The organism is Paenibacillus sp. UNC499MF (assembly GCF_900107975.1).
In the GTDB taxonomy this organism is placed as follows: domain Bacteria; phylum Bacillota; class Bacilli; order Paenibacillales; family NBRC-103111; genus Paenibacillus_F.
The window spans coordinates 101,039-119,581 of the sequence record NZ_FNVF01000010.1; the positions used below are offsets into that span (position 1 = coordinate 101,039).

The 18,543-nt window shown below is 51.4% G+C and carries 15 protein-coding genes; all 15 read right to left on the bottom strand.

Features of this window, described 5'->3' with window-relative positions:
- Positions 1-340: 340 nt before the first annotated feature.
- The 15 genes from C4S74_RS19155 to spoIID all read right to left on the bottom strand — a co-directional run bounded on the left by C4S74_RS19155 (position 341) and on the right by spoIID (position 18,393).
- Positions 341-4,210, bottom strand: coding sequence for an S-layer homology domain-containing protein (locus C4S74_RS19155; protein ID WP_103996893.1), 3,870 nt, complete (start codon positions 4,208-4,210; stop codon positions 341-343).
- Between the two features lie 264 nt (positions 4,211-4,474).
- Complete coding sequence (locus tag C4S74_RS19160; protein ID WP_103996894.1) at positions 4,475-5,587, bottom strand: glycosyltransferase family 4 protein; 1,113 nt, start codon at positions 5,585-5,587, stop codon at positions 4,475-4,477.
- A gap of 119 nt (positions 5,588-5,706) precedes the next feature.
- Positions 5,707-6,480 carry a WecB/TagA/CpsF family glycosyltransferase gene (locus C4S74_RS19165; RefSeq protein WP_103996895.1) on the bottom strand — a complete coding sequence of 258 codons (774 nt, stop codon included), beginning with the start codon at positions 6,478-6,480 and terminating at the stop codon, positions 5,707-5,709.
- 15 nt (positions 6,481-6,495) lie between these two features.
- Entirely contained in the window at positions 6,496-7,641 is a 1,146-nt protein-coding gene (gene csaB / locus C4S74_RS19170; protein ID WP_103996896.1) for a polysaccharide pyruvyl transferase CsaB, read from the bottom strand.
- A complete protein-coding gene (locus C4S74_RS19175; protein WP_308458029.1) occupies positions 7,605-9,668 on the bottom strand; it encodes a DUF5693 family protein in 2,064 nt (687 codons plus the stop codon). Before C4S74_RS19175 ends, csaB begins: the two co-directional genes overlap by 37 nt.
- Positions 9,669-9,764: 96 nt before the next feature.
- Complete coding sequence (locus tag C4S74_RS19180) at positions 9,765-11,462, bottom strand: phospho-sugar mutase (RefSeq protein ID WP_103996897.1); 1,698 nt, start codon at positions 11,460-11,462, stop codon at positions 9,765-9,767.
- Between the two features lie 45 nt (positions 11,463-11,507).
- Positions 11,508-11,936, bottom strand: a complete 429-nt coding sequence (gene fabZ / locus C4S74_RS19185; protein WP_009677001.1) for a 3-hydroxyacyl-ACP dehydratase FabZ — start codon at positions 11,934-11,936, stop codon at positions 11,508-11,510.
- 202 nt (positions 11,937-12,138) lie between these two features.
- The gene (locus C4S74_RS19190) at positions 12,139-12,693 is read right to left on the bottom strand and encodes a CDP-alcohol phosphatidyltransferase family protein (protein WP_103996898.1); all 555 of its coding nucleotides are present in this window, start codon (positions 12,691-12,693) and stop codon (positions 12,139-12,141) included.
- A 116-nt stretch (positions 12,694-12,809) separates the two neighbouring features.
- Complete coding sequence (locus C4S74_RS19195; protein WP_258042547.1) at positions 12,810-13,067, bottom strand: DNA-directed RNA polymerase subunit beta; 258 nt, start codon at positions 13,065-13,067, stop codon at positions 12,810-12,812.
- A 29-nt stretch (positions 13,068-13,096) separates the two neighbouring features.
- Entirely contained in the window at positions 13,097-13,966 is an 870-nt protein-coding gene (locus C4S74_RS19200; RefSeq protein WP_103996900.1) for a flagellar hook-basal body protein, read from the bottom strand.
- A gap of 76 nt (positions 13,967-14,042) precedes the next feature.
- Positions 14,043-14,861 (bottom strand): flagellar hook-basal body protein, encoded by an 819-nt coding sequence (locus C4S74_RS19205; RefSeq protein ID WP_103996901.1) that lies wholly within the window; start codon positions 14,859-14,861, stop codon positions 14,043-14,045.
- Between the two features lie 9 nt (positions 14,862-14,870).
- Complete coding sequence (locus tag C4S74_RS19210) at positions 14,871-15,872, bottom strand: rod shape-determining protein (protein ID WP_103996902.1); 1,002 nt, start codon at positions 15,870-15,872, stop codon at positions 14,871-14,873.
- A 167-nt stretch (positions 15,873-16,039) separates the two neighbouring features.
- Complete coding sequence (gene spoIIID, locus C4S74_RS19215) at positions 16,040-16,330, bottom strand: sporulation transcriptional regulator SpoIIID (protein ID WP_009676986.1); 291 nt, start codon at positions 16,328-16,330, stop codon at positions 16,040-16,042.
- A 198-nt stretch (positions 16,331-16,528) separates the two neighbouring features.
- Entirely contained in the window at positions 16,529-17,275 is a 747-nt protein-coding gene (locus C4S74_RS19220) for a M23 family metallopeptidase (protein WP_103996903.1), read from the bottom strand.
- A 77-nt stretch (positions 17,276-17,352) separates the two neighbouring features.
- The gene (spoIID, locus tag C4S74_RS19225; protein WP_103996904.1) at positions 17,353-18,393 is read right to left on the bottom strand and encodes a stage II sporulation protein D; all 1,041 of its coding nucleotides are present in this window, start codon (positions 18,391-18,393) and stop codon (positions 17,353-17,355) included.
- Positions 18,394-18,543: the final 150 nt, after the last annotated feature.

Here is an 18,543-nt window from a genome sequence, read left to right on the forward strand (position 1 = left end):
AGCTAATAGATATGTAGACATCTAACACCACTTTAAACATTATACATGGGCGTTATTGCTACGTAAAGAAGAATTTTGAGAAATGATTCCAGAAAACCTTGCGTTTTTGGAGCTCTCTTGCTCTTCCAATGTATTAAACGAGCGGTTTCGAAAAAAGTTGCGGCTGTTGCGATTTTTTTTATTTTTTTTGAAATCTTTTTGTAACTTTTTTCTTGCCCTTATGTATTATAGCTTGGGATAAATAGGGATGTCCAATTTTGAAGACTCTGAGCCCGGATTGCTTAATATACGAAGAAGACACGACAGCCAAACGCTGCCGTGTCTTTTCTTTTTATCCTTTTTACTTCAACTTGCCCTGCTGCTTCATGACACGAATGGCAACAATAGCCGCCTCGGCTCTCGTGAAGGTTTCCAGCGGATCGAAACGGACGGTTTCTTTCTTCTGGCCCTCGATAAGCACGTTAGGCTTGCCTTCGATCAATTTGGCATTCGCAACGGCCTCTACGGCCGGCTGGGCATAATAATCGATTGTATTCGCATCGGTAAATTTCTTTTGCAGTCCTGCGAGAATCTTTTTGTTATCCGTGCCCAGCTTCAAATCCGCCGCACGGGCAATCATTACGGACGCATCCTGACGAGTAAGCGAGCTGTCCGGACTAAAGCGGTTGCCCGCCGTACCCCTGACGATACCTGCTCTTGCAGCTGTTTCGATGTACTTGAAGTCATACAATCCATATAGATTTTCAACCTTAAATACGTCGATAAAGGTCGGTGTCCCGCTGTAATTTAAAGGAAGATCAAAAATACGAACGAGCATAGTGGCGAACTCGCCACGGGAAATCGGTTCGTTCGGGCTGAAAGAATAGTTCGTTTTGCTGTTCATGATCCCTTTAGAGAACAAGGTTTCCAATTCGTTTCTTGCCCACGGATGGCCTGTTACATCATCGAAGCCTTTATCCATGTACATAACTTGATAGTAACCGAATTTCTCAAACGGAACCGTTACGGTGTTGCTCTTCACATCCACAACGCCGCCAAGATTAACCCAACCGCGTCCTGTCAATGTATTGTACTGCTCATACGTATCAAAGAAGAAGACGGAAATATACTTACCGGCGTCGTCACGGATAGCTTGGTCGAACTTAAGAGTCAACGTACCGCGTTTGGTAGGCACTACCGTTTGGTCGACGGAACGGGTGTAGAAGTTGTTTTTAAGATCAAACGGTTCCATCCCTCTTCCCCGGAGAGCGTTTTGCAAATAATCTTCTGTGGATTGTCCGCTTGCTTTCTCGGGAATCGTACCTGAATCGATATAGAACAGTTTGCTCGCTGCGCTAAAGTTGTCGCCTTTGCCTTTTCTGGCAAGTAAAGATTTGGCGTAGTCGCTGCTGAACGGATTGCCGATCTTGTCTACACGGCCGTCAACGGTATCTGCAATACCGAAGTACACTTTACGGTCGGCAGTAATGTATTGATTGTTATCGAAAGTTGGTTTAAAGCGCATAAGCTTGGTGTCTTTATCGAACTTCAGTTTAACGTCACCGTTAAATACGTTGAAGTTACTGGTCATATCGTCCAGATATTCCGCTCCGGCAACCGGCGTATTCGTGTTGTACAACACGATAGTACCGTTTGTTTTCGAAGTTCCGCGGTTTACCGTGAACTTGATCGTGTTTTTACCCGCCTTCAAGTCTCTCACTTCATAAGAGAAACGATCGACATCCAGGCCGTTTTCGTTCAAGGTTTGCTTGCTTGCCGTCTCTTTACCGAAAGTAACGCTGTCCGCTTTCTCGGCATCGATTACGATCGTGTAGAAGTTGCTGTTGATGTTCGCTTGGTACTCGTGCTTCTCATTTTCGATAAGTACCGGCTTTTTCACGACATACGGCAGCGGTTCGCGCGCAATGGTAACCGTTTTAGAAACACTCATGTTAGCCTGGTTAGTAACGGTGAACTGGAACGTCATTTCGCCTTTTTCAGGAAGCTTAATGGCATTCGTTCTAAATTCAACGCCCGAGCTAGGCATACCCGTAAAGAATCCTCCGCTCACGTTCGTGCTAGAACCGTTAGCGCTGCTCCATACATGGTAATCCGCGCGTGGATTGCCGTCTTTATCTTTCGAGTACACGTTCAAGGAAACGGTAACGTTGCCCGCATTAGTCGTGTTAAAGAATTTACCGTTCAATTGAACGGTGCGTTCATTCGTGGCATACATGTCGGGCTTCTGGGCTTTCGGATACTTACTCTTGCCAACCGAATCTTCATTCGGTACGAAAAGAACGATTTCCGGCGCTTCGGCCGTGATCAGGTTAACGTTATAAATCGCCTTGCTGATCAGCGAGTTGTTTACATACATAAAGAACTTGATCTGGTTAGCGCCTTCGCTGAACAGTTGAGCCGGCGTGATGCCGTATTTCGTGCCCAGTCTGGCCAGATCGAACTTAAATTGACGATTAGCGTCAAAGTCGCTTGCTTGAAGCTCGATCATTTTGTCGTTGACATAAAGCTCGACTTTGTTGCCGGCGCCTGTAGGCAGGTAGTTGACCGCTTTACCCGAAAGACAGGCGACGGCGGAGCCGCAAGTCAGCTCTTTAACATCACGGAGTGTGATGCCTGTATTGCCCGGGCTTGCGATTTGGTTCGCGATAATATACGGTGCGTTGTTAATTTGGATCGTATACTGACGGCTTCCGTTTTCAACTAGTATGCCTGAAGCATCGACCGGAACAAACTTGATGTTCTTTTGGCCGTCGGTGATATTCTCCAGTTTGTAGATAAATTCATTGTTGGTCGGATTGGCAACCTCTGCGATTTCTTTGCCATCCAGGAAAACTTTGATCTTAGCTGTGTGTCCGTTAGCTTTAATCTTCATTTCTACCGGCAGTTCGTTAACCTCGGTCGTTGCAGACTCGGTCAAGGAAGTGTAGATGTTTGCGTTCGTAGCGGCGTCTTTGCCCGTTACCATCGAAACATCAAGAATGCCGGCTTCGTTCGGATTGGTGTAGTTAAAGGTATACGAAGACTCCCCTTGTCCGGCCGAACCTGTTGCATCTTTGAAAATAAATTGAATCGTTTGCGGGTTACGGGCAGCTGTCCATTCGGTCAGACCGGCAACGTTAAGATCCAGAACAAGATCATAAGCCGCATATTCATTGGCACGCGTAAACGTGGAGTTCGGTACAAATTTCTTGACTGCGCCCCCTACGGAGCTGCTTGGCGTATTCAGGTCAAGACCCGCAGCTACCTGCTGGCCGTTGATCAGCACATCGACACGGTTCTGACGCAGTGCGCCGGTCGAATCATAGTCGACTTTAAGGCTTGTTCTAAGCGTCAGTTCTTTTACGTCAAAGTTAGGCTTGTCCAGCAGAGACTGTGTAGTGCCTGTGCTTGTAACACCCATTTGTACCCCGAAAGCAAACGGCTGGCCGTTGTCGTACACGAACCGTTTTTCCGTCTGGTAGGAGTTTGAATCGTTACTGGAATCAAAAACAATCCGGTTATCACCGGCTTTCAGACAAATCTCACCCGTGGAACCGCAGCCTGCGGCGGCATCTCCCCCACGGAAATAAACCATGCCTTCGGTCCGGTTAAGAATACCGATTTTAGGAACCGTACTGCCGGTTTCATAAGCTTTCACTTCGTTCGCGTTGGAAGCTTTGGCTTTAATATCGACAGCCGTAACACCCAGCTTGATGTTGCCGCGGTCAACCGGATAAATCTTGCCGTCCACGAGACCGGCGTTATTTACCGTAAAATCGGTCAGGTTGGTCGTTGGCGTATAGTAAATCCACCCCGGTGCGGAAGACAACGTGTTAGTATCTCCCATTTTGACGATAATACGGTTTAAACCTTCGGAAAGCGTGATGTTAGAGAATGTAATCTCGTTCGCGCCCGTTTGTGTAGGTTTGTGGGACTTCTCCACCGTAACCTGCTTTGTATTAACGTTCATGATCTCATAGTAGATCGAGCTGATCTGAGAATCGCTGATGTTGGAAATACTCGCTTTCAGAGTGAACGGGTTGCGTGTTACGCGAGTAACGTTGTTGTAATCCTGTGGAGCTTCCTTGTCCGTACCGAAGTTTACGGTCTGGTTGTACATGTTGGTGATGGAAATGGTGGAAGCCGCGTAAGCCGTAAGAGGCGGAAGCAGGCTAATCAGCATCGAAAAGAGCACGAGAACGCTGAACCATTTACGGGTATGCTTTTTCAAAACAAAACTCCTCCTTATATAAATGGATGAAATCTACAATGGAACGTACAATCTTGCTGTCTGCGGGCCCCCTTCCGATGTTGAGCGAAGCTGATCATGGTGTCCTTTAAACAGTTGTATTTTAAATATCGGCCCGTATCGCCGAAATGTTTAGCCATTTCTCATTTTCTGGAATAAAAAAGACACAAAAAAACCATTCCGCGGATGGAATGGTTAGATATTAATTTTATAAGTTCAGTTAACTTATTGCCGGAATACGTGCCGCTATTTGGGTAAACGGCTGTTTACCGAAGGCTTCACAAACAGCTTCTGAAGAAAACGGATGACCGGCTTCTGACTGTTGCTGATAATCCCGATCGCTTCGGCACCTACCACCAGTACAAAGAGCAGAATGACGACGATCAAAACCGTTAACCAGGCGGAATCCGTGTAGTTATTCAAAATGATAGCTACCGCGCCGAACATCGCCGCGATTCCGTAAATAATCAGCACCGTGGTGCGGTGGCTGAATCCCAGTTGAAGCAGGCAGTGATGCAGGTGATTCTTATCCGCTTCCGAGATCGGCTTCTTGTTAAGAAAGCGTCTCATAATTGCGAAGAAGGTATCGGACAACGGGACACCCAGAATCATGATAGGCGTCAGCAAGGAAAGAACGACGGATACTTTGAATCCGAGTATCGAGAGTGTTGCCAAGGCAAAACCGAGGAACAAGGCTCCCGAATCTCCCATAAAAATCTTGGCCGGATGAAAGTTGTAGAACAGAAATCCGGAAATGCTTCCAAGAAGAATGGTACAAAGCAAGATGACGGTAAAAGCATCGCTGAACGGTGTGAGCAGCGCCAGAACCAGAATGGTACCCGTACCGATTCCGGATACACCGGCAGACAGACCGTCCAAACCGTCGATCAGGTTCACCGCGTTGGAAACGCCAACGATCCAGAGAACGGTCAGAGGCATGCTCACATAATCGGGCAAAGAGAAATGTCCGCCGAACGGCACGTTGAATTCGTTGATCTTGAGTCCGCACGCCACTACGATAATGGCAGCTATCAATTGACCAAGAACCTTCCATCTGGGAGAAAGCTCGAAACGGTCATCCAGAGCGCCGGTAAGCACAATAACAAATCCTCCGAGCACCAACGCCAGTGCCGCGTTTCCGTTAACATCGGAAAGGGCCGGTGAAATGACAAAGTATGCTCCGACAAAAGCCAAGAAAATCGCAACTCCACCCATACGCGCCATGATTCTCGTATGTACCTTGCGGTGATTCGGTTTATCAATGGCGCCTACCCAGAAGGCAAAACGTTTGACCAGCGGGGTCAACAACAGTGCAAACAGGCAGGATACAACAAAGCCCAGCACATATAATCCATACATAATCGGTTTTTTCAACCCCTCTTGTCGCGAGTAACTTGTACTGCCGACAAAATTATACTGCTACTTTATAAACATTACCAGTCCTATTTTACACCTAAACAGACGGACAACGCCAATTTTCAATGGTTTTCATCGGTTTTTAACACATTTTCTTTGTCGCGAATCACTTTCCACGCAAATTTGGGCAAAGCCAGCATGCGTCCGAAACGGGACGGCTCCTGAAGCAGTCGGTAAAACCACTCCAGCTTAAGCTTTTGAAAAATTTTGGGTGCACGCTTCAGCTTGCCCGCAAAAACGTCGAAGCTTCCGCCTACGCCCATTATAACAGGAACGTCCAGGTCCCGCTTGTATTTCGCAATCCAAGGCTCCTGCGTCGAGGAAGAACGGCCGACGAGAAGGATGTCCGGCTGCAGCTGCCGTATGCTGTCCACAACCTGCCGGTCTTCCGCTTCTCCGAAATACCCGTCCCTGTACCCGACGATATCAATGAGCGGATATTCGCGGGCCAGTTTAGCCGCAGCCGTCTGGATCGTTTCCTGAGTGGTGCCCAGCAGATAAACTTTCCATCTGCGGGGCTCTCCGGTTCTCATCAGCTCATGGATGAGATCGATGCCCGGAACGCGTTCGGCGACAGGCTGTCCGACATAGCCGGCGGCCCAAACCAGTCCGGTTCCGTCCGGGACAATCAGCTCCGCTCTGCGCATCATCTCCATATAGGCCGGGTCCTCAAGGGCCGACATGATCATAATCGGATTGGCGGTTATGATCTGATGCGGAACGCGGGACTCGATTGCCTCCGTCAAATAGGCGACAGTATCCTTCATATTCATTTTCGAAACGGGAACGCCGTAGATCCGGACAATCGGCACGCTTGCGTTTGCATTAGCAGTCATTGGTCTTCATCCCTCTTAACGGTAAAATTGCATGATTTGTTGCGCCGGCAGCTGCGCCTCTTTTTTAAGCCGGTCGATGGCCGCTTGCTTGCCGTCCGCCCACTCGCGGCGGCCGTCCAGCAGCCGGCCGATCTCGGCGGCTACCGCCGCGGCGTCGAAGCTCTGCGTCGATGCCGCCGCCTTCATTCCGAGCCGGGCGAGGAATTGGTCGATCTTCGGGTCGTAGGACACGCCGACCATGGGCACGAACTGCGAGGCGGCATAGATCAGCGAATGCAGTCTCATGCCGACGAGCACATCGCAGGCGCTCACCTCGGCGAGCATGTCCTGCGGATGCGTGACGCCGCGCACGATGCGGACGTTGCCGCCTTCTCCCGCGGACGAGAGACGCTCCGCCACATAGGCGGAAGCTTCCTCGTCCGAAGGGAGATGGAACGGCAGCAGCCGCACCTCGACGCGGCGGCTGTCCATCACGGCGCGCAGCGCCTCGGCGAGCGCGTCCAGCTCGGAACGGTCCGCGTTCCAGAAGCGGACGGATACGCCCACGACGGGAACGCGGCCGGTTTCGCCGCCGGCACCGGCGGCTCCGGCTTTGCCGGAGGCTGCCTCCCCGCGGAGGGGAAGCCCCATGACCGGGTCCGGCACCACGCTGACCGAAGCGGCCGGCACGCCCATGCGTCCGATCAGATCCGCGGATTCCTGGTCGCGGACCGTGATCATGGCGCACTTTTTGAAAGTGGACCGGATCCAGGAAAAGAAGCGCGGGTTATTCACCGGTCCGATCCCCTGCGAATAAATAAAGGTCGGCTTGCGCATCCACTGGGCTAGCTTGAGGACAAGCAGATAATAAGGAATCGTGCGGGAGCTTGTCGCATCCTGCAGCAGACTCCCCCCGCCGCTGATCAGACCGTCGGACGATTTGATTGCCCGGAACAGATCCGGCACTTTCATCCGGTGGCAGGCCTCGACTCCATACATCTCGCGTGTACGCTGGGGATTGGCGGACAGCACGACAGGCTCGATTCGAATGCCCGCCGTCTCCCCCTGTTCTTTTAGCGCAAAAAGAATCGATTGCAGAACGGCCTCGTCCCCGCTGTTGTCAAAACCGTAATAGCCCGAAACAACTAACCGTTTGCTCTTGTGCGCGACTTCGCGGCCCATGCTTTCCAACTCCTTGATGCAATTTCCCAGACGGCGATCAGCACGAGTCCGATCATGGCGCCGAATACGATTCCGTAGGTGATCCGGATACCCGAGATCTCAAGCGGCGTGTGCAAATGCGCGAATGTATCCACGATGGACAGCTGTCCCACAACGCCGATCAGCAGAAGATAGACGGCGTTCCGGTATTTGACCGCCAGATAGGCTCCGAGCAGGAAAAGCGGATGCGCCAGCAAAAATTCCTTGGTCCGCGGACGGACACCCAGCGTGTTTTCCAAGAAGGAACGGAAGTAACGCTCGAACGCGGAAGCTTGTCCTTCATTGCCCGTACGCGACAGGTAGTAGAAGATAACTCCGGCTGCCGCGGCTGCCGCGACAATCCAAAGCACGCTGACGTTTGTGAAAAGAAGCTTTTTCACGCGTTCTCCGCGTTCCCGGTAGTTTAAGGTTTCCCGGAAGAACAGCAGGTAGAGACCGACGATGGCGATCGGCAGCAAGTGCAGAAGGCTCACACCGCGGAACTGCTGGAGTACCAGGAAGTACGAAATGTGGTTGAGCAAAGCAACCAGGTAAACCACTCCGATTAAGGAGATCAGTGTCGTTTTAATGAGCTGCCACAAGGCATAGAGCACGGCTGATTTCGCCTTGGCGGCCCGTCCCGATTGAACGGAGCGGATCGCCTCAATCACCGCGATGCTCGGGGCCGATATCGCACAAGCGAGCGCGAGTCCCTGAGCGTAAAGATCCGGCGATTTAAAATACAGTCCCGCCGCCCCCAACAGGCCGATGACAAACAGCGCCAGCACGGCTTCGGGAACGAAGTAGCCGATCAAAAGTACAATCAGGCTAACTCCACCGATCAGGGTAAAGAATCGGGCAACGTTCTGATAAGCGTTATACTTATAGTCGAAATGCTTGGCCGGTTCCACTTTGAATCCGGCGTCTTCGATCCGTTTGATCGCACCGTCTTTGCCGTTCAAGCTCTCGTACAAGCCATCCAGCGGAGTGAGGATCGCAGCCTTGTCCAAGTTTTTAACGGCACGTCCGTTCAGGAAGATCATCCGGATGTTCCGGTCTTTAACCGCCAGCACAAAACGGTCCGCCGTTTGTTGAATACGGGCTTCCTGATCTTCTTTGGTCAAGTTTTCCGTCAGTTTCTCTCCGTCTTTCTCCGTGAAAGAGTGCAAGCGGACGACGTTATAGTCGGTATCTTTGGCCAGAGAGCCAAAGCCTTTTTGCGGCTGTTTCAGCATTTCGATATTGGCCAGGCCCATATCGTACTTTTTCAGCAGAATCCCCATCTTATGGAGAGTAACTTGTTCGGGATCGTCCGAGTATCCCGGGGCATAATCCCCGTCAATGATGACACGGCGGGCACCCAATTTGTATAGTTTCGCCAGCATCGCATCCATCTCGTTCGTCACGAATTCACGTTTGTTGCCGAGACGCACCACGATACGGAAGCCTTCATCTTTCATCATTTGAAGCGTAATCGGATCGGGATCCATCGGCTTCATGTTAGCTTCTTCCATGTTCATTTCGATAATCATGCCCGACTGGTTTTTGAAGCTCCACGGGCTTGTTTTAATGCCGAGCTTGTTAAAAGCCGTCTCGATCATCGGTTTGATCTGGGACTCCGATGCCGGATCGGTGAACAGGATATACGTGAAATTTTCGTTCGGCGAGATCGGCTTTTGCGTAAGGGAGGTTGCATCCTTGGAGGAGAACACTTCGATACGACGGCTCAATCTCAATTCGGAAAGCGTCGATTCGTACACGGCAAGCGATCCGATGCCGGCTTTTTTCATCGCCTGAAGCTGTTCCGATACAAATCCTTGCGGATTCGGCCGCATGTCGGCCATCTCCAATAAGTCGCGATAATCAAACACAAACTCCACTTGATTTGCGGACTTCTCCGTCTGGTCGCGGAAGAAGGCAAGCGGCAGGGAAGCCAGAAGGCCAATAATGACAAGCCACCATAAAAGCTTGCGCAGCATCCGGTTAGCCGCAGTATACCTGTGTACCAATCTGTTCAACTCCGTTTCTTGAATCATGCGTCATTTGTACCCGAAAACCTCTCGGCCCCGGCACCGTATGGATGCAGGGGCCTTAGAGAGGTTCGGTTATTGCTGCTCTACTCTGCCGAGAACGAAGCGAACAAGTCCGTCCAGCTGCTTCGCCGCCTCGTCGCCCGTCGTTCCTTTTACCGCAAAGTAGAATTTGATCTTCGGTTCCGTTCCAGAAGGACGGAGGCAGAACCAGGAGCCGTCTTTGAGCTTGAATTTCAATACGTTCTCTTTAGGCAGCCCGTTGATGCCGCGGCTGTAGTCTTCTACTTCCGCAACCTCGACGCCCTCGATGGAAGCAGGCGGGTTGTTTCTCCAGTCTTCCATCATCCGGCCGATCTGCTCCACGCCGTCTTTGCCTTTAAGCGTTTTGGACTCCAGTTTCTCCAGGAAAAAGCCGTGCTGACGGTAAAGCTCCTGCAGAACGTCGTAAAGCGTCTTGCCTTGGCTCTTGTAATAAGCGGCCGCTTCACAGATCAGCATGGCGGCCACGACCGCGTCTTTATCCCGGGCATAGGTTCCCGCCAGGTAGCCGTAGCTTTCTTCATATCCGAACAAGAACCGGTGCTCTCCGGTCGATTCGAATTCGGTCATTTTCTCTCCGATGTACTTGAATCCCGTCAGGGTGTTAAGCACCTTCGCTCCGTAGCTTTCCGCGATAACAGCTCCCATCTCACTCGTTACGATGGTTTTGATCACAACGCCGTTAGCAGGCAGCTCTCCGCGCTCTTTTAGAGAACCCAACAAATAATTGACGATTATGGCGCCCGATTGGTTTCCCGTGAGTACGAAATATTCGCCTTTATCGTCTTTGACCACTGCGCCCATCCGGTCGGCATCCGGGTCCGTTCCCACGATGATATCAGCGTCCCACTCCTTGGCGTCTCCCAAAGCCAGCGTGAAAGCTTCGCGCTCTTCCGGGTTAGGCGACTTGACCGTGGAGAAATTGCTGTCGGGCTGCTCCTGCTCCTTCACCACGCGCACCTGTTCGAAACCGATGCGTTTCAAGGCTTCGCGAACCGGTTTGTTGCCCGTCCCGTGCAGCGGAGTGTAGACGATGCGGAAATCTCCGCTCGTTTGCTTGATAACATCCGGATGCTGGCTCACGGATGTAACGGCCGCATAGTATTTCTCGTCCATTTCTGTGCCCAGCCATTCCAGCAGACCCTTCTCTTCGGCTTCGGAGCGGGAAATCTTGCGTACGCTGTCGAATCCCTCGATCTTCTGGATGTTTGCAAGCACCTGTTCGGCATCATGCGGCACCAGCTGGCCTCCGTCGGCCCCATATACCTTATACCCGTTATATTCCGGAGGGTTGTGGCTGGCCGTTACAACAATACCGGCGGAAGCTTTCAGCTCACGTACGGCAAAAGAAAGCTCGGGTGTCGGACGCAGCGCCTCGAACACGTACGCTTTCACTCCGTTGCCCGCAAGGACAAGCGCAGCCTCCAAGGCAAACTCCGGCGACTGGTGGCGGGAGTCATACGCAATGACAACGGAAGGCTGCGCCCCGCCGTTTTTCAAGGCGAATTCCGCAAGAGCCTGCGTAGCCTTTCCTACCGTATATAAGTTCATCCGGTTCGTGCCCGCGCCGATTACGCCGCGAAGACCTCCGGTTCCGAATTCAAGATCCTTGTAGAAACGGTCTTCGATCTCTTTGTCCTGTCCTGCAATGGATTGAAGCTCTTTTTTCGTTTCTTCGTCAATAGACGGGTCCTGCAACCATTTTTCATAAAGATTCTGTACACGAGTCATCGTTCATCGTCCCCTTATTAAAATGATAGGATCTTTTTTATCCGTTTAGGCGTTTGCCAGCGCAAACATGATTTCACCTTCGGCTACCAGCTCTTCTCCGACTTTAGCGGTCGCCTGGCCTTTGCCTATGGTACCCTTCAAACGGGTGATTTTCACTTCCAGCGTCAGCGTGTCACCAGGAGTTACCTGTCTGCGGAATCTGAACCCGTCCACACCGGCCAGCAGACCGATTTTCCCGCGGTTGGCTTCCACATTCAATATCGCAAACGCCCCGACCTGTGCGAGCGCCTCCAAAATAAGAACGCCCGGCATAACCGGATAGCCCGGAAAATGTCCCTGGAAAAAGGGTTCGTTCGCCGTTACGTTTTTGAGGCCCACGGCACGGACGCCGTCCTCTACCTCCAAAATGCGGTCTACCAGCAAAAAGGGGTAGCGGTGCGGGATAATCTCCTGAATCTGCTTGTTGTCCAACATTACAATCTTGCTCCTTCCGACGCTTTCCGTTTGTATATTTTGGTTTGAAACAACTCACAATAACCCTATCCCTTCACGGCTGCAGAAGTGAAGGTTGATATAAGGGAGCGTATTTTACGGCCATCGAAAAGGGCGTGGAATATGCTCTTTTTTTGCTTCCCTATCCTTTATAAACAATTTTTCGAGGTTCGAACAAGGTTCTTTATGACCCTTTTTTTACCGGGCTGGTTTCCTCCGCGCTAAATTGCCGCGTTTTCCGGTTGGCCGCATAGAACTGGGCCACGTAAATAATGGAAGTGACGAAGGAAAACAAGATGACGGCCGCCAGGTATCCCGTTGCATAAGGAACGTGAAAGAGGATGAGCAGGACAGCCAGGTAATATAGAACTGTCGTCAGCTTGCCCATGGCATTGGCCGGAAGCGTTCGTTTGCCGCGGAAATGAAAAAAAGCCGACCCTGCGATCATGCCGATATCCCGGATGAAAAAAGCTGCTGCGGCCAGCCAGGGAATCATCCCGGAGCTGAGCAGGGAGATGATAACCGCGATCATCATCAATTTATCCGCTAGCGGATCGAGCATAATGCCCATCTGGGTAACCAGATTCCGCTTGCGCGCGATATATCCATCTGCAATATCAGTTATGCCCGCTAGGACGACAACGAGAAAAGCCAGTTTAGTATAGCCTGCATAGAAAATGTACAGATAGACGGGAATTAGAAAAAAACGGCTTATGGTAAGCAGATTCGGTAAATTCAATCGTCTCTCCCTTTCTACGGCTAAAGCTGGAACAGGCGCGATTCCTCTCATTTTCATTGGTTTCCATTATACCGTTTCTCCGGGCAAAAAGAAAACTCCCTTGCGGGAGCCCACGCTCAGTCTGCAAACACCAAATCGAAGAGATGTTTCCAGGTGCTGATTCTGAATATGTCTAAAGTCGGCTGACCGCCGATGCCTGAATATCCGATCCAAAGCCCCACGATCAAGGCTCCCAAAAAAATGAGCGGAACGCGCAGTTTCTTCAGAACGCGAAGCGTCCCGGCGGACCCGGAAGTCTTGTCCGGCTTACCAGCGTCCGGTTCTTTAGCCTGCGTAGATGATGATGCTTCCGTCTCCTTGCTCTCTTCTTCCATGGACACGAGAATCGCCCCTCCTTCACGCATTAGCCGCGCAAGTTGTTAGCGAGCCCCATCATCGTATCCGCCGAGGAGATTGCTCTAGAATTCAATTGGAAGGCACGCTGAATCATTACAAGTTCGGACATCTCCTGCTGCAGATCCACGTTGGACTGCTCAAGGAAGCCCTGCTTGACAGTCACGCCGTCCGTATTGGCCGCAAAAACGTTGTTCTGCGCCACGTTCGCCGGCAGACGGAAGTAGTTTCCGTCGGCTTCGCCGAGCAGCTGCGGATTAATGACTTTGACCAGTTTAATCTGGCCGACTTGCCTGCCCGTACTCGCCGGATTGGCTTCGTTGTATACGACTACCCGGCCCTGTTCGTCCACGCGGACGCGGCTGTTCTGCAGGGTCGGATCGGCCGGATCGATCGCAATCTCAATCGGCTGATTGCTGGCCGTATCCTTCACGAAGTAGCCGTCTTTGGTCGCAAGCCCCATGGCTTTAGTTACAGCGCCCGTAGCCGGGTCCACTTTGTTGTACGCGCTCAGCTTCAAAGCTCCGTCACGGGTCCAAGCCGGCGTGTTGGAACCGGGAATGGTTACCTCGAAGAGACCGTCCCCTTCGATTGCCAGATCGTACGGTTCATCCGTCGGTTTCAGGCTGCCCTGCGTCATAATATTCTGCAGGCCGACCAGCTTGGCGCCCCAGCCCTGAGGCAGCCCGAGAGAAGTCATCCGTCCGGTTTTCATAAAACCCTGCGGCTGATTCATCGTGTTCGTCAGAACATTTTCGAAGCTCGCTTCCTTCTTTTTGTATCCGACGGTGTTGACGTTCGCCATGTTGTTCGCCAATACATCCAGCTTCTGCTGCAGGCCCTGCATCGTAACCGATGCGTTAATAATCGAGTTGTTCATTGTGATCTCCTCCAAGCTTTCCGGAGAAAGCCGCTTCGAAAGCATTCCCTGAGAGGGATTTTATCATGCCTGCTGTTTATACCCGGCCTACGTCATTGACAAGCTTGTCCATACTGCGGTCGTAGAATTGGACCATCTTCTGGTTGGCTTCATAAGCCCGTGCCGCCGTCGTCATATCGACCATTGCTTGAGTCGGATCGACGTTGGAACGCTCCACAAAGCCCTTGCGGACCTCAACCTGGTCTCCTGCCGCCAGTGCGACAACTTGTCCCTCGTCATTAGGGCCTACCGTGAAAAGGCCGTTGCCTTCCGGAAGGAGCACATTCGGATTCTGTACCTTCATTACGAGCGGAATGGGAGGATTGTCCGGATTGTATTGAACTGTCCGACCGTCAGCCGCCACTAAACGGTAACCGTCCGCATTCGCAACGTAGCCCTCCGCATCAACCGTGAATTTGCCGTTGCGCGTGTAATGACGCTCCCCCGCAACCTGCGGGTTCTCGACCACAAACAGCGCTTCCGGCTGGTATACGACCGTACCGTCCGGCCCGACAGCCTTGCCGCCGTTATCAAACCTCAAACCGTTTACCTGAATATCGGAAACAAGCGCGTAATCAAGCGGATTTCCCGTCTGCTGAAGCGGACCCTGTGCCATAAGCCTGGCGGTTTCCTCGGCAAATACGCCCGTATTCATTCTGCCCACATTCACTACTGTTCCGTCACCGGCTTCTCCTCCGCGAATACGCGAGATAAGAACCTCGGGAAATGAACGTGCGGAAGTGCTTTCCTGTTTGAAGCCCGGTGTATTGAGATTGGCAATGTTGTTCGTCACGGTATCGTGTTTACGCTGCTGCATGGTCAAGCCGGATGCCGCCGTGTATAATCCCCTAAGCATGAGTCACCTCTATACGAATTTTCGTTTGGTCACCTTGTCCAGGTTGTCGAGCATGATGCCCGTACCTTTGACGACGCAGTGCATCGGGTCTTCCGCAATCAGAACGGGAACTTTAAGCTCGTCCGCCAGAAGCTGATCCAGACCGTGAAGCATGGCACCGCCGCCTGTCAAAATAACCCCTCTATCTATTATATCGGCAGAAAGTTCCGGAGGTGTACGTTCCAATACACTTTTTGCGGCAGTTACGATAGAAGAAATCGGATCCCACAGTGCTTCCTGCACTTCGCCGGAGCGAATTGTGATCGTTAAAGGAAGACCGGACACCATGTCCCGGCCGCGGATATCCATCTCATTCGGAGCGCTGTCGGCTTGTACCGTACCGATTTTGACCTTGATGTCTTCGGAGGTGCGTTCGCCGATCAGCAATTTGTATTTGTTCTTGATGTACTTGGTAATCGCCGTATCAAATTTATCGCCGGCGATCTTAATGGAGGAAGAGGTGACGACATCACCCATGGATAACACGGCCACGTCCGTCGTCCCTCCGCCGATATCAACGACCATATTGCCGCTCGGCTGGTAAATGTCCATTCCGGCGCCGATTGCAGCGGCTTTCGGTTCTTCTTCCATAAACACTTCGCGTGCGCCGCTGCGTTCAGCCGCTTCCCGAATTGCTTTTTGTTCCACAGAGGTAATGTTGGTAGGCGCACAGATGAGGATGCGAGGATGTGAGTACCAGCTTTTGCCCCCAACCTTGGAAATAAAGTGTTTCAACATCGCTTCAGTAATTTCAAAATCGGCGATTACACCTTCGCGGAGCGGACGAATAGCCACGATGTTGCCGGGAGTACGTCCTACCATTCTCCTGGCTTCTTCACCGACCGCGAGAACGCGTTTTGTATCGCTTTCGATCGCCACAACCGAGGGCTCATCGAGCACTACGCCGCGTCCTTTCACATGTATCAAGACGTTCGCAGTGCCCAAGTCGATTCCGATATCCTTACTTAACATGAAAAATAATCCTCCCTAAACTAACCGTCCATCCCCATAAACTGAAGCGGTGCTTCGAATAGTATACATATTTTTCATTATAAGCTAATTTCGCAGAAAAAAACAGAAATTCCTCTTTTTTCGGGACAATTTCGACAATTTTCCGGAAGGAAGGGCGGGCTTGGGAGTCAGGATTTAACCGTAACAAGCGGTTCAGCGGATTTGACAGGTTTGGTCTTGCGGTATTTGATTTTGGTCGCTTCCCCTCCCCTAAGATGGCGGATCGATTTGTGGTATTCGAGGATCGTTTTGACCTGGTTGGCCAGCTCCGGGTTGATTTCCGGCAGTCTCTCCGTCAAATCCTTGTGCACCGTGCTTTTGGAAACGCCAAACTCCTTCGCTATGGTGCGAACCGTATTTCTCGTCTCAACGATGCAAGTTCCGATCTTAATGGTTCGCTCTTTGATGTAATCGTGCACTCCCCTCGCCTCCCTACTCGGATAGTTTGGTACATTATATGAGGGGTAGGGCCTAATATTCTTTGTTTCCGCCGCTGACAAGCTATTTCCGTCCATTTATTTTGACGGACAAGGTGAATGCTTGTCCTTCGGACGCTCTTCGTATGCAAGCAAAAAAAGACGGATAGGGTTTCCCCCATCCGCCGATATGGTAAAGATTTATTGCGGTTTGAATTCCGGAAGCAGCTGCTCCGGCAGTTCGGCCGTGCCGTCTTCAGCCTTGCGCACTTCGAAGTGAAGGTGGACGCCCTGGTCCTTCTCCAGCTCGTTGCGGCCGGCTTTTGCGATAACATCGCCTTGCTTAACGGCGGCGCCTTTGGCAACTTTTATTTCACCAAGGCTTTGATAAACCGTTACAAGCCCGTTGTCATGCGTAATCTCAACCAGATTGCCCACGACCGGATTTTTGTCCACCGCGGTTACTTTGCCGCTGAGTGCCGCGCTTACATCAAAAGCCTGCTTGTCTGCGCTAACCAGATCGACACCAACGTGAGGGGTAATGGTATCTCCGTATTCGATCATCGCTGCTTGCTTGGCTTCATTGCTGCCTTTGCTGTCGTAGGACGGAAGCGAAATCGTTACTTGGCTGCGGTCTTTTACCGGCCATTGGATGCTCTCGGCTTTGGCACCTACGGGAACGGCGTTGTCTTTGTTAGCCGTTTCACCAGCAGGTTTATCGGATTGAACGGAATCAGCCGGCGTATTCGTGGCGACCGGTTTCTTAACCGCATCCTGATAGACCCACATTAAGGTTAAGATAATTGCCGCTGCCGCTACATAAGTTGCCGGGAAAACCCACTTTTTGGCCAAAAATCTCTTCCATGCGGAGTTAGGGACATTTGCCGCTCCCGTTACAGTTTGGGGAGCTTCTTCCTTGTTCTGAAACTCTTGTTTACCATCTCTCATATGGTTATCACCTCAATAACCATTGTTGACACGTTTGAGAGTTTTATACATTTACCCGGAAGAAATTCTAGCAGGTCTTATTTTTGAGTTTTCTTGTTCAGTAGAGTGGAAGCGGAAGTCAGCTTTGCTCCGGGATAGTAATAAGCGGTGATTTCCTCGGCTTTCTTCCCTTCTTTAGCCATTCCGTTCGCTCCCCACTGGCTCATCCCGACTCCGTGTCCGTATCCTTTTACCGTGAACGTCCAATCCGCTCCGCTCAAAGCCGCTTCAAAATCGGTAGAGTTGAGGCCCAGCTTCTCTCTTATTTCTTTTCCCGTGAATGTTTTGCCCGCTATCGTGGCGGTCTTTACCCGCTTGGACGCCGTCCGTTCCATAACTTTTACGCTGCCTGAGTTTAAGGAAGACGAAGCCGGAAGCCCCATCTTTTGAAGAATGTCTTTATAAGAAAGAGTTATCGTTTGTTTGAATTTGGGTGAAAGCTTCTCATCCCACGGACTGCCGACCGACTTCAGATAAGGAACTTCGGATCCCCAGACATTACGGACATCCTCGGTATATCCGTTGGAAGTGGAGAAAAACGTGGCCTGAATCGGCTTCCCTTCGTAGGTAAGAATGAGATCGGCCGTAGCCTTTACGGCGGCATCGACTTTTTTGCTGTTCGATTCATAGGCGGTGCCTGTCCATTGTTTCCTAAGCTGGTCATCGGTCAGGTAAGCTTGATGCTGAATCGTGTCCGTAACCCAGGCTTCCTTGACGGGGACGTTGCTGAAATCTTCCGCTAAAATCCGGCGTACGATATAGGTACGGGCCGCGATTGCCTGGGCTTTAAGCGCTTCTTCCGAAAACTCCGCAGGCATTTCCGCCGCCACTACCCCTTTCACATACTGCTCCAAACTTACCGTCTGAATTTGCTTCTGCTTGGACAGGTAGACAGGAACCATTACCATGCCGGCCGATGAAGCGACTGCTTCGGTATCCGCGGCATCCGAAAAATCGTCCTTTTGCTGGTTGACGACCAGGGCGGGCAGCAGCACGGTAACCAGCAGCAAACCCGAAACCGCAATGCCCGTCCAAAGCAGCGCCGGCTGTTTGAGCTTTGAACGTCTCTTAAACTTCATAGATGGCCTCCGTAAATGTTCCGTTCCGTACCTGAAGTACGGAGAATGGCAGCCGAGAACCGCCCTTTAAGGAAGGACAGCCTAAATCCGCTGTCGGCAGACGGCCCATTCTTCCTCTTTCTGCGGAACGGGATTACTCTCATCTTATGA

What these genes read in the sequence shown, in the direction of transcription:
- C4S74_RS19210 (WP_103996902.1), bottom strand. Translation starts at nt 15,872, where the DNA reads ATGTTAAGTAAGGATATCGGAATCGACTTGGGCACTGCGAACGTCTTG.
- C4S74_RS19220 (WP_103996903.1), bottom strand. Translation starts at nt 17,275, where the DNA reads ATGAGAGATGGTAAACAAGAGTTTCAGAACAAGGAAGAAGCTCCCCAA.
- C4S74_RS19160 (WP_103996894.1), bottom strand. Translation starts at nt 5,587, where the DNA reads ATGTATGGATTATATGTGCTGGGCTTTGTTGTATCCTGCCTGTTTGCA.
- fabZ (WP_009677001.1), bottom strand. Translation starts at nt 11,936, where the DNA reads ATGTTGGACAACAAGCAGATTCAGGAGATTATCCCGCACCGCTACCCC.
- C4S74_RS19180 (WP_103996897.1), bottom strand. Translation starts at nt 11,462, where the DNA reads ATGACTCGTGTACAGAATCTTTATGAAAAATGGTTGCAGGACCCGTCT.
- csaB (WP_103996896.1), bottom strand. Translation starts at nt 7,641, where the DNA reads ATGGGCCGCGAAGTCGCGCACAAGAGCAAACGGTTAGTTGTTTCGGGC.
- C4S74_RS19205 (WP_103996901.1), bottom strand. Translation starts at nt 14,861, where the DNA reads ATGCTTAGGGGATTATACACGGCGGCATCCGGCTTGACCATGCAGCAG.
- C4S74_RS19165 (WP_103996895.1), bottom strand. Translation starts at nt 6,480, where the DNA reads ATGACTGCTAATGCAAACGCAAGCGTGCCGATTGTCCGGATCTACGGC.
- C4S74_RS19195 (WP_258042547.1), bottom strand. Translation starts at nt 13,067, where the DNA reads ATGGAAGAAGAGAGCAAGGAGACGGAAGCATCATCATCTACGCAGGCT.
- C4S74_RS19200 (WP_103996900.1), bottom strand. Translation starts at nt 13,966, where the DNA reads ATGAACAACTCGATTATTAACGCATCGGTTACGATGCAGGGCCTGCAG.
- spoIID (WP_103996904.1), bottom strand. Translation starts at nt 18,393, where the DNA reads ATGAAGTTTAAGAGACGTTCAAAGCTCAAACAGCCGGCGCTGCTTTGG.